The sequence below is a fragment of the Arsenophonus sp. PmNCSU2021_1 genome, assembly GCF_036919435.1.
Lineage (GTDB): Bacteria > Pseudomonadota > Gammaproteobacteria > Enterobacterales > Enterobacteriaceae > Arsenophonus > Arsenophonus nilaparvatae.
In genome coordinates, this window is sequence record NZ_JAZHPL010000011.1 from 425,167 (window position 1) to 434,525 (window position 9,359).

At 43.0% G+C, this 9,359-nt stretch carries 17 protein-coding genes; 5 read left to right on the top strand and 12 right to left on the bottom strand.

What is annotated here, in order from left to right; all coding sequences use genetic code 11:
* Positions 1-37 precede the first annotated feature (37 nt).
* Genes V3224_RS28090 through V3224_RS28110 form a run of 5 tightly spaced genes read right to left on the bottom strand, consistent with a single transcriptional unit; the run spans position 38 to position 1,530 of the window.
* Entirely contained in the window at positions 38-214 is a 177-nt protein-coding gene (locus V3224_RS28090; RefSeq protein WP_334473010.1) for an ANR family transcriptional regulator, read from the bottom strand.
* Positions 211-588, bottom strand: coding sequence for a RusA family crossover junction endodeoxyribonuclease (locus V3224_RS28095; protein WP_334473011.1), 378 nt, complete (start codon positions 586-588; stop codon positions 211-213). Before V3224_RS28095 ends, V3224_RS28090 begins: the two co-directional genes overlap by 4 nt.
* Positions 589-592: 4 nt before the next feature.
* Positions 593-778: a hypothetical protein gene (locus V3224_RS28100; RefSeq protein WP_334473012.1), complete on the bottom strand. Its 186-nt coding sequence runs from the start codon at positions 776-778 to the stop codon at positions 593-595.
* A gap of 3 nt (positions 779-781) precedes the next feature.
* Entirely contained in the window at positions 782-1,288 is a 507-nt protein-coding gene (locus V3224_RS28105; protein WP_334473013.1) for a phage N-6-adenine-methyltransferase, read from the bottom strand.
* 2 nt (positions 1,289-1,290) lie between these two features.
* Entirely contained in the window at positions 1,291-1,530 is a 240-nt protein-coding gene (locus V3224_RS28110) for a hypothetical protein (RefSeq protein ID WP_334473014.1), read from the bottom strand.
* Positions 1,531-1,647: 117 nt separating this feature from the next.
* Here V3224_RS28110 and vapB point away from each other — a divergent pair, with 117 nt between their 5' ends.
* Both vapB and V3224_RS28120 read left to right on the top strand, forming a co-directional pair.
* Positions 1,648-1,884, top strand: a complete 237-nt coding sequence (gene vapB / locus V3224_RS28115) for a type II toxin-antitoxin system VapB family antitoxin (protein ID WP_334473015.1) — start codon at positions 1,648-1,650, stop codon at positions 1,882-1,884.
* Between the two features lie 11 nt (positions 1,885-1,895).
* A complete protein-coding gene (locus V3224_RS28120) occupies positions 1,896-2,282 on the top strand; it encodes a type II toxin-antitoxin system VapC family toxin (RefSeq protein ID WP_334473017.1) in 387 nt (128 codons plus the stop codon).
* Positions 2,283-2,502: 220 nt separating this feature from the next.
* On the opposite strand, the gene V3224_RS28125 is transcribed toward V3224_RS28120, so the two are convergent.
* From V3224_RS28125 to V3224_RS28145, 5 genes are all read right to left on the bottom strand, one after another.
* On the bottom strand, positions 2,503-3,354 hold the full coding sequence (locus V3224_RS28125; protein WP_334473019.1) for an ATP-binding protein: 852 nt from the start codon (positions 3,352-3,354) through the stop codon (positions 2,503-2,505).
* Positions 3,351-4,247 (bottom strand): replication protein, encoded by an 897-nt coding sequence (locus V3224_RS28130; RefSeq protein WP_334473021.1) that lies wholly within the window; start codon positions 4,245-4,247, stop codon positions 3,351-3,353. Before V3224_RS28130 ends, V3224_RS28125 begins: the two co-directional genes overlap by 4 nt.
* A gap of 80 nt (positions 4,248-4,327) precedes the next feature.
* Positions 4,328-4,555, bottom strand: coding sequence for a hypothetical protein (locus V3224_RS28135; RefSeq protein ID WP_334473023.1), 228 nt, complete (start codon positions 4,553-4,555; stop codon positions 4,328-4,330).
* A 1-nt stretch (position 4,556) separates the two neighbouring features.
* On the bottom strand, positions 4,557-4,781 hold the full coding sequence (locus V3224_RS28140; protein WP_334473024.1) for a hypothetical protein: 225 nt from the start codon (positions 4,779-4,781) through the stop codon (positions 4,557-4,559).
* A gap of 248 nt (positions 4,782-5,029) precedes the next feature.
* On the bottom strand, positions 5,030-5,821 hold the full coding sequence (locus V3224_RS28145) for a BRO-N domain-containing protein (RefSeq protein WP_334473026.1): 792 nt from the start codon (positions 5,819-5,821) through the stop codon (positions 5,030-5,032).
* Between the two features lie 116 nt (positions 5,822-5,937).
* Between V3224_RS28145 and V3224_RS28150 the strand changes: the two genes are divergently transcribed.
* Entirely contained in the window at positions 5,938-6,312 is a 375-nt protein-coding gene (locus tag V3224_RS28150) for a DUF1640 domain-containing protein (protein ID WP_334473027.1), read from the top strand.
* A gap of 5 nt (positions 6,313-6,317) precedes the next feature.
* On the opposite strand, the gene V3224_RS28155 is transcribed toward V3224_RS28150, so the two are convergent.
* Both V3224_RS28155 and V3224_RS28160 read right to left on the bottom strand, forming a co-directional pair.
* Positions 6,318-6,842 carry a hypothetical protein gene (locus V3224_RS28155; protein WP_334473029.1) on the bottom strand — a complete coding sequence of 175 codons (525 nt, stop codon included), beginning with the start codon at positions 6,840-6,842 and terminating at the stop codon, positions 6,318-6,320.
* Between the two features lie 34 nt (positions 6,843-6,876).
* The gene (locus V3224_RS28160) at positions 6,877-7,464 is read right to left on the bottom strand and encodes a DUF669 domain-containing protein (RefSeq protein ID WP_334473031.1); all 588 of its coding nucleotides are present in this window, start codon (positions 7,462-7,464) and stop codon (positions 6,877-6,879) included.
* A 78-nt stretch (positions 7,465-7,542) separates the two neighbouring features.
* Here V3224_RS28160 and istA point away from each other — a divergent pair, with 78 nt between their 5' ends.
* Together istA and istB are read left to right on the top strand one after the other, a co-directional pair.
* Positions 7,543-8,583 carry an IS21 family transposase gene (gene istA, locus V3224_RS28165; RefSeq protein WP_334471107.1) on the top strand — a complete coding sequence of 347 codons (1,041 nt, stop codon included), beginning with the start codon at positions 7,543-7,545 and terminating at the stop codon, positions 8,581-8,583.
* The gene (istB, locus tag V3224_RS28170; protein WP_334467780.1) at positions 8,570-9,331 is read left to right on the top strand and encodes an IS21-like element helper ATPase IstB; all 762 of its coding nucleotides are present in this window, start codon (positions 8,570-8,572) and stop codon (positions 9,329-9,331) included. The genes istA and istB overlap by 14 nt, the downstream gene beginning before the upstream one ends.
* Positions 9,332-9,359: the final 28 nt, after the last annotated feature.

Sequence of the window (9,359 nt, forward strand, 5' to 3'; positions counted from 1 at the left end):
AATGCTTGAGTGATAAAGGTATATTTCTGTGAAGGGGTTAAAATGACCGCTTCGGATAGCCAGAGCAACGCTTAATGGCGGCAATGCAAGCTTCCTGCTTTTTTTCTGAATCCGCTATAAATGCAGCCTTGCGCCATTGTGTTACGGCGCGACGGAAGAAGCCTATTTTCTCGAGATTTTTCGCTGTTTCTGTCAGTTTTTTATATTCTGTCATAATGATCCCTCACAATACTCATCAATAATCACCACACACTTCCCGCCCTTGGTACCGCCGTTATCATCAATTTTCTTTACCGTCATCACGCGAACCTGGCTATCATCGTCCCAAATATCCGCCCCAGTTAAAGAATCGAGTACGCCTTTGGAGTAATTGTCCACATCACGCTTTATCTTGTTCGGCAGATAGAGCTGCATCAATACAGAGACCTCACCTTCAAATTTTTGAAGACCGGATTTCTGGCGCATCTCATTGACAATTTTTGCCGTTGTTGCTTTAAATGCTTTAGCTTTATCACTTAAGTAGGGGCGTTTTGAATTATGTCGCCAATAAGTATTAACGCTGGGCGGGAAAGGGAGTTCGATTATCATGTTTTCATTCAAACCTTACTGGGAAATATTTATCTAAAAACTTTTGGATTGATGAAATTATGTCCTCAGCTTTGCTTTCCCAGCTATTAGCATTCTCATTCACATACCGTAGTGCGCCAAGATACAAAATGACTGGGAGGGTTGGAATAATAAATAAAAACCGGATAAAAATGTTGATATAGTTACTCATGCTTCACGCTCTTTTTAATAGTTTTTTTCTTTGGACATATGTCATTCTGCACCCAAGCCTTCTCCACGGTCGCCAGATAAACAACACGCTGCCCTTGCTGTTGCCCGCCTTTCCTTCCTTGCCTGTTTCGGCAGAGATAAATGAGAGTCGCCCCTCGGTGATAAATCGCGCTTCATGAGAGGTTTTTATCGCTTCCTGAAACCATGCCGTAGACGTATCGGAAGGGAGTAACATCACTATCGTTTGATTCTGCCTTCGGTATTGTTCGGCGGCTTTCTTAACCCAAGGCATAATCTTGCTATAGGGGGGATTGCAGAAAATGGCCCCGTCGCTATTCCAATCGCATCTCAGTGCGTCTTGCTGTTCAGTTAAAAATTCTTTGCATAGCGCGTTACTTTCATCGGCAGCAACATCCAGCTTAAAACCAAATTCAGCATCCAGTGTTTTAAAAACGTCAACAGGTGTTCGCCATCTGTCTTTGAATGACTTTGGTGTATTACTGATTAGCATATTTAAACCACGGTAGGATTTTTATATAACGGAGAATTCCAGACTTTGTTAATCATGCAGCGTGGCGTGGGTTTATTTTTACGGCTTTCTTCAAGTTTCACCGAAACATCCCACAGTTTTTTATCGATATTTAGTGTTTTTTCAACATGAAATCCTTTCTCAGTATATTGCTTAACCAGCCTATTGGCTTGTCGTGTGCTAATGGCTTCGTATCGAAACCAGCTTTTTCGTAAATATGTCATAGTCTTATTTGATAATTTGTGTGAAAATTTTAAATAGAGATAGGTATGTACTTTAGTGTGTACATTTTATTGGAGTTGAGTTAATGTATATCCATGTACACATATGGAGCATTAAGAATGCAAACAACAAAGATATTCAAAAATGGCAATTCACAAGCCGTCAGAATCCCTGCTGGGCTTGCTTTTGAAAATACAGATATGGAGCTTGAAATCGAACGCATTGGCGATGAAATCCGGATTCGGCCCGCTCGTCAGTCCCTAGAAAATGTGATGGATATATTTGCTAACTTCTCATCTGATTTTATGTCTGAAGGTCGTGACACCCATGAACAAGTAGACAGGGATACCATCTGATGCCTCGCTACATGCTGGATACAAACATGTGTATTTACCTCATCAAAAACCAGCCAAAACAGGTAGCAAAGCGTTTCGCAAATTGCTTTGTTGGCGATGTTGTTATGTCGGCGATTACCTTTGCTGAATTAGACTACGGAGTAGCGGTATCCAAAGATCAAGAACGAGAGCAAAATAACCTTAATCGACTCGTAAAACTAATAAATGTAATACCATTTGATGTCAATGCTGCTCGTGCCTATGGTGCAGTTCGCATGGCCACAAGAGAGCGGAAGAAAGACCATCTAGACAAGCTAATAGCTTCACATGCTATTGCATTAAACATCATACTAGTAACTAACAATGAACGTGATTTCATCGCTTATCCCGGTCTTCAAATCGAAAATTGGATAACATAGACGCAAACAATTTGTCAAGCCATAGCGGTTTTTTGATAGCATCTAATGCTGAAAACGCCGCTCGTGCTTCTTAGCCGCCTTAAAATCGACTTCCGAGTATCACTCAACGCCAAAACCTCTTATAAGCCTCTCTACGGCGTTCAAACTCAAAATCGCTAGGGGTTGGTTGCCTATATCGAGAAAACTCCTTATAGAGAGTTTTAGGCCGCTTAAAATCGATTTATGCAGCCATCCGTGAACGGTAACTTCCCCACGTGAACGTCAATGTACAACCGCCCCCGTCGTTCATACGGTCGATAACACGCTCCCCGATAAATCCGGCCAGTTCGTTCAATGCCAGATTGCTGATGATTATCGTTGGCTTCATGCTCTCGTAGCGCGTGTTAATGACCTCGAATAAGATCATTTTTTCCGCCTCGCTACCAAACTGAACGCCTACCTCGTCGATGATGAGCAAGTCAGGTTGCGTATAGCGCTTGATAACATCAGCTTCTGAACATTCTGCGTTTTTGCTCCAGGTTGATTTAAATTCGCGGGCAATTCGCAAAACTGTCGTGAATAGCGCTGAATTTTGGTGTTCGTTGATAACGTGCTTGGCAATCGACAGGGCAAGGTGATTCTTGCCGGTTCCTGGCTTACCGCACATCACCAAGCCGCCACCACGCTTAAGGCGTTCAGGCCAATGGGTGGCATAGGCATTGCAGAATTTTAAGCAACGCGCCGCATCAGGATTCACTGGCTCGTAGTTATCCAGGGTCACATTGGCAAAGCGTTCCGGCAGGTTCAGGTTATCCATGAGCGTTTTAATTTTTGAGCGCTTGCGGTGTTTTTCCTGCTCGGCTTCGGCTTGCTCCAACTGGGTTAATTTTTCGGTCAGGCAAGCAGGGCATTCACTTCTTGTTTCAATCCCTTTGCCGTGCAGTGCCATCCTGCGGCAACGTTGTTTGAATAAGCCGTGCCTGTCACAGATGGCCTCCTTCTCCTCGTAAACCGTGTGCTCTAGTGGCTTGGGTGGCGCATTCAGGTCTGCCAGTTTTTGGCGTACGGCGGTAATTTCTGTGTTGTAGTTCATAGACCCTCCCTCGACAAACACTCCCTCGCCCAATCGGGTAGCCGCGGTTCCCCATAGTCCTTGTCAGCAAAGCTATCTGCGACAGAGTGGGCCTTGGCCTGCTGGGTTCGTGCGAGCTGCTGAGGCTCGAAGAGTCCTTGCCAACCGTTGGCGATACTGGCGTTGATAATCTCTTCCGGCTGATGCCCATTGTCTCGGCACTTGCCTAGCAGCTTGATAGCCTGAGTCACCGTCTGCTGGGATTTGATCGGCTTTTTGATTTCCTTGCGGTACTGCACCCAGGAATCCCAAACTGGTTTGGGTAGCCAAGTGGGAAGTTCTGCCGAGCTTGGGTCAAACGATTTTGATTTTGCCGAAGGAGGGGTTTGGGGTGGTTTATATATATTGTCTTTTTTGTCTTTTGTAATAGTGTCTTTTGTGTTTCCCTGTTTTGGGGAAGAGCTATTACCCATTTTGGGGAAGGTTTTATTCCCTGTTTCGGGGAATGTTTCCCCCTTTTGGGTATTACCTTTTTTAGGGAATGATTCCTTCCCCTTTTCGGGTAAGTTTTCCCTGTTTTGGGTATTACCCTTTTCGGGTAAACTTTGCCACTCAGAAACAACTTTGTTAACCCCTATGCAATTTCTATCCATAAAAAGAAATTTACGTGCCAGAAGTTGGTTTTTTGCAGTACAAACCCGCGTCTCTGGAATGCCTGTTATTTTAGCTATCTGGGAATTAGTGATACGGTCAACTTTTTTATTAAAGCCGTAAGTTTTACGAATAATCGCAAGCATTACTTTTTGTTGATGAAGTGTAATATTTGCCATTAACAAGGCATCAAGAAGCGTATTCGCTAACTTTACATACCCTTCTTCCAATTCAGCAGCATGAGGCTCTTTGTTCTCGTTCACAGTGCCAAAATCCGCATAAGCAACGTTAGTCATAGCAGACTCCTATAATTATTTTAAATCGATGTGGAATAACTTATGGTTCAGCTGTACTTATCAATTTCATGTAAAATGCAATCGATATCCGCACATAAGTAATCCATTATTTCAGGGAGCCAAGGATTCGGTTTGCTGTAACATTCATCCGCATCAAAGTACTTGTAAATGTTAGCGGCGACTTCTCTTGCTCTAATTAATCTGCTATGACTTTCGTGGCTAATTTCCAGCTTTATTTTTTCCTGTTGGGCAGGCGAGATATCAACAATTCTCATGTTAATTGCCTCCCATGCCAGCGTGTACAGGTTGACGACCAGCCCAGATAAGGCGGCTGTCTTTGAATAGGGCGGTGAAGGTACGGAAATCCCTATGCGTGAATGACACTTTGCCGTAGGGAACAGCTGAATTTAGAGGAATAATCCAGTAAGTATCGGTAAATTTAGGATGAGTTTGGATTGGGGTAGTAACCATAGCGGTTGCCTCTCTACTAAGTTCTTTCAAACCTCACCAACCTGAGTTCAAGCAGGGTGGCGAGACGTAACGGGATTGAACTACCGGTAGTAGAGAACCCGGCGAGCCTTACGGCTCCCCCGCTACGCCTCACCATTATAGGAGCGCAACGCTGGTTATGACGGACGTAAAAAAACCGCATACTGCGGCTTATATCCGCTCTACAATTCGGGAGTTCAAACCCGGCACCCGTTTTGTTAAGGTGCTGGGTACAATATAGCTCATTTTTGTTCTTGCCGTCAAACGAGTTCGCTTGCCGTTGCTTCCTGCTCAGCAATAAGTATGTCGTTGAATTTTTTCAGCGCTTTATCGTTATAACGAAAGGATTCAACCTGTTTAGTGCTATAGCGTGACTTGTCCAGATAGTACTCACCGTATGAATGGGTCTTCATATTGTTGTCATTGGCGATACGGCCAATCTTGTTCGCTGAAACATTGAACATCTTGCCAATTTGCGTTGCGGTATAGCTCTTCTCTTCAAGCACAGGAAGAGGGATAACTTCACTGCCTGCTATAGGATTAATCAGTCCAGCAATAACGGCTTGACGGGCGGTGTCGGAAAGACCTGTGGCCCACTGGAAGGTCTTTTCGGCTATCTCCATCTGGATTTGCATCGCTCGTGCCTTACGGTACTCCGGTAAGCCGCTACCTTCGTCACGGTGTACTGTTTTCATGCTGTAGCTGCCCTGCTGGCGTAATGCAGGTAACACCTCTTCGCATACCCAATCTTGTACACGTTCAGCAGAGGGAAGTTTGCTTTTCAGTATCAGCCGGTAGAGAGCGGATTCTGGCGCAAGTGCTACGCCCTTGGGATAAACACCTAAATTCAATTCTAACGATTCGTTATAATCAAGCCTTATCAGATGCTTACAGTGATCAGCTAGTGCTTTGGAAGGATTTGTGTAGCCCAGCGCCTTCGCCAGTTCGACCGCAAAGAACACAGGCTTTCCTTGGTAAAGCGTCCCTTGTAATTCAATATCTGCATCAGCAGACTTAAAGAGCATGAGTTGTGTTTTGGTGATTTTGGTCATAATAATTTCTTCACTATTAAATGAATTTCGTAAAAGTCTATTACCGAGCTACTTGTAAAATTTTGCTTGTTGACCCTAAAAGGGTTTAAACTAAAGAAAAAATAGGAGATTCCTAAATGGGCCAAGTTGCATTTGATACTCAAGAATTTGTTGAGACACTAGAAAACGCTGGATTGCCAAAAGATCAGGCCAGAGCGATCTCTATCGCTGTTCGCAAGTCACACGAAGTGGCAGACGTAGCTACCCGGCGTGACCTTGAGGACGCGCGGAAAGATATTGATGCCAGATTCGATAAAACGGATGCCAAAATTGCGGATGTCCGTAAGGACATGGAGCATCGCTTTGAAAAAGTTGAGGCTCAGATTGCCGATGTTCGTAAAGATATGGAAAATCGATTTGACAAACTGGGTTTACAATTAACAGTCAGATTAGGGGGTATGTTAATTTTGGCAATCGGTGCGCTTACAGCCATTTTAAAACTTGTTCACTAGACGAATTAAATCCGCGTTGGCATAACGATAACGAATGTCTTTTTGTTTAATTCGGCAATTGCAGCATTGTCATTACCGTTAAGTTTAATCTTTATTGATTTGTATTTGGGGTTATAAATTTTTGCGGCCTTCTCGATATCCGCAAGATAGCTAGCATTGAAGCCAATTTCTGAAACGGGCCTGTTTTCCTTGGGTATTATTCGACTAATATCAGGGTATACCCCATCAATAACCTCACAAATTGCTACACCAACCCTTATACCGAAACAATCAAGATAAGTGATAATGCCCAATTCGGTGTCTATTTTTGCCTTATCAAATTTGACGAACTTAGGCCCTTTGATAGCAACGATAACGTTTTCTTTCAGATCTTCGGATTCATGCTCACCGAGAAAAGCACGATGACCGTCAGTCGAATAAAGTTTTTTCTCAGGCGCAAAACAAATGCCGTTTAAATAATATCTTTCATCACATTTAGCCTGAAAAATCATCGCACTAAGAAGCGCCTGCTTACTAACAGTTAGAATCATTTTTATCCTCGATAAGCCTATTGAACTTTATAATTTATTCACTAAAAAACACATCATCACCGGGATATTCTGATTGATATTGCTGATAGCCTTTTTCTGCAATTTTCCGCTCGTCTTTATCCTGTAGTGTGGCAAGCTTCTTATCGATTGTTTGAGCGGGTAGCCCATTAATCTGTTCATCTAATGTTTGTTTTGTTTGAGCGATGAAGGGTAAGAGAATATCGAAGCTATAAGTATCCTGTCCGTTCGATTTTGTCTTTAGTGTTTTTTGCAGCACCAGTCCAACACGCTTATTGGTAAGTTCCGGCGCTATATGGGTATGGGCATTAATCATTTTGGTTGTTAACTGCTGAACGCCAGCACAGCCCATAATAGCGTTAATCATATTGACACCGAATTTATTTGGCGTACCGTCTTTTTTCTTCGTGTATACATTCAGATAATTTGCTTTTTTGCCATCATCTGCTTCAACCGAAAATTCAATTGATTCAGCGCCGCCGCTACTGGTCATATATTTTGCTTCCTGAATCGTGACAATATAAGCGCCTGATTCATTGATAAAAGCACTTTGACCGGCAGCTAAGGCGGCTTCTTGATTGTACGTAAAGGTGATATTGTTCAAGATACGTCTCCTTAATGTCACCGATCATGCAAAACTGATCCACTTGGTATTATTCGCACATTTTTGTACGGATAATTTATGTTAACCAAGGAGATATTTGTGGATATTCATGTTCGCTTTGCACAAGGACAAAGCCTTCGAAAAATTGCCCGTGAATTGGGCATATCCCGTAACACCGTAAAACATCATTTACAACAACAGACAATGCCAACTTATGCTAAAAGAAGTCAACAACCGACTAAATTAGCACCCTTTAAACCTTATTTGCTTCATCGAATTGAACTGGCTAAACCTGATTGGATCCCTGCAACAGTCTTATTTGATGAAGTAGTTGAAAGCGGCTATCAAGGCGGTATTGCTCAATTACGCCGATTTGTTTGTCAATTTAAACCAAGCATTGTTCCCGAAGCTGTCGTCCGTTTTGAAACACAGCCAGGTCAACAAATGCAAATCGACTTCACCAGCATCCGGCGAGGTAAAAAATCACTAAAAGCGTTTGTTGCAACGCTAGGCTATTCGCGTGCGAGTTATGTAAAGTTCTTTGACAATGAACGAGCAGAATCGTGGCAACAAGGTTTACGAGAAGCTTTCGACTATTTTGGTGGTGTACCACAGGAAATATTGTGTGATAACGCAAAATCCCTCATCATCGAACGGGATGCTTATGCAGAAGGTGAACATAAATTACATGTCGAAATGCTTCAAATGTCGAAAGATTACGGGTTTAAATTGTGTGCTTGCAAGCCCTACAGGGCAAAAACTAAAGGGAAAGTAGAGCGCTTTAACCACTATTTAAAAAACAGCTTTATCGTACCATTAAATACCGACCTTCGTGCTCATAATCTTGAACTGGATATTGAGATAGCTAATGCAAGAGTGGGGCCCTGGTTACAACGCGTTGCCCATCAGCGGATTCATGGAACAACGTTAGAGAAGCCAGCAGATAGACTAGCTAAGGAAGTTAAGTATCTTCTACCCTTACCAGCAAGGGTTTGCCAATCTATCCCGCAGACTGATACGCTTAATATCCGTATCGTACCGCCCCTTGAATCTGTCAGTTTGCAACACTCAATCAGCGTATACGAAGCATTGCTGGGAGGTGAACATGTTATTGCATGAACAAATTGAACACCTGTGTGAGTCATTGAAATTAAATTCTATTCCGACTCATTGGTCATCACTTGCCGAACAATGCATTGCCCAAGACAAAAGCTACGGAGAGTTTTTACTGTCCCTATTAAAATGTGAGCAACAACAACGAGATGAACGAACCCGTAATCTTTTGAGTCGGATGGCAGGATTCCCAGCACATAAAGAACTTAATACGTTCGATTTTAAGTTTGCAACGGGGATCCCCAAACAACACATACAGGAATTAAGCGCATTAACGTTTATTGAACGTAATGAAAATGTCGTGTTGCTTGGCCCAAGCGGTGTAGGCAAAACGCATTTAGCTATTGGGTTAGGATTAAAAGCAGTACAGGCCAAGAAGAAAACCCGCTTTACCACGGCAGCTGAACTGATGTTGCAACTCTCAACTGCCAAACGACAAAATAAGCTCAAACAATATCTATCACGTTCGGTGATGGCCCCGAAATTGTTGATTATCGATGAGATTGGATACCTGCCGTTTGGGCGAGAAGAAGCAAACCTGTTTTTCAATGTGATTGCCAAGCGTTATGAGCATGGCAGTGTCATATTGACGAGTAACTTATCATTTGGGCAATGGCCAAATGCTTTTGCTGATGACGCAACATTAACTGCCGCTATGCTTGATCGTTTACTTCATCATTCGCATGTACTGCAATTAAGCGGTGAAAGCTATCGATTGAAAGATAAGCGGCGCTCAGGAGCAATGACTGAGTAAAAGTGGATCAATTTTGATTGATCGGATT

Bases quoted from the DNA above. Each gene is read 5' to 3' on its own strand.
- V3224_RS28105 (WP_334473013.1), bottom strand. From the start codon at position 1,288: ATGCTAATCAGTAATACACCAAAGTCATTCAAAGACAGATGGCGAACA.
- V3224_RS28125 (WP_334473019.1), bottom strand. From the start codon at position 3,354: ATGAACTACAACACAGAAATTACCGCCGTACGCCAAAAACTGGCAGAC.
- istA (WP_334471107.1), top strand. From the start codon at position 7,543: ATGTTAACCAAGGAGATATTTGTGGATATTCATGTTCGCTTTGCACAA.
- V3224_RS28110 (WP_334473014.1), bottom strand. From the start codon at position 1,530: ATGACATATTTACGAAAAAGCTGGTTTCGATACGAAGCCATTAGCACA.
- V3224_RS28155 (WP_334473029.1), bottom strand. From the start codon at position 6,842: ATGATTCTAACTGTTAGTAAGCAGGCGCTTCTTAGTGCGATGATTTTT.
- V3224_RS28145 (WP_334473026.1), bottom strand. From the start codon at position 5,821: ATGACCAAAATCACCAAAACACAACTCATGCTCTTTAAGTCTGCTGAT.
- istB (WP_334467780.1), top strand. From the start codon at position 8,570: ATGTTATTGCATGAACAAATTGAACACCTGTGTGAGTCATTGAAATTA.
- V3224_RS28095 (WP_334473011.1), bottom strand. From the start codon at position 588: ATGATAATCGAACTCCCTTTCCCGCCCAGCGTTAATACTTATTGGCGA.
- V3224_RS28150 (WP_334473027.1), top strand. From the start codon at position 5,938: ATGGGCCAAGTTGCATTTGATACTCAAGAATTTGTTGAGACACTAGAA.
- vapB (WP_334473015.1), top strand. From the start codon at position 1,648: ATGCAAACAACAAAGATATTCAAAAATGGCAATTCACAAGCCGTCAGA.
- V3224_RS28120 (WP_334473017.1), top strand. From the start codon at position 1,896: ATGCTGGATACAAACATGTGTATTTACCTCATCAAAAACCAGCCAAAA.
- V3224_RS28135 (WP_334473023.1), bottom strand. From the start codon at position 4,555: ATGAGAATTGTTGATATCTCGCCTGCCCAACAGGAAAAAATAAAGCTG.
- V3224_RS28090 (WP_334473010.1), bottom strand. From the start codon at position 214: ATGACAGAATATAAAAAACTGACAGAAACAGCGAAAAATCTCGAGAAA.
- V3224_RS28100 (WP_334473012.1), bottom strand. From the start codon at position 778: ATGAGTAACTATATCAACATTTTTATCCGGTTTTTATTTATTATTCCA.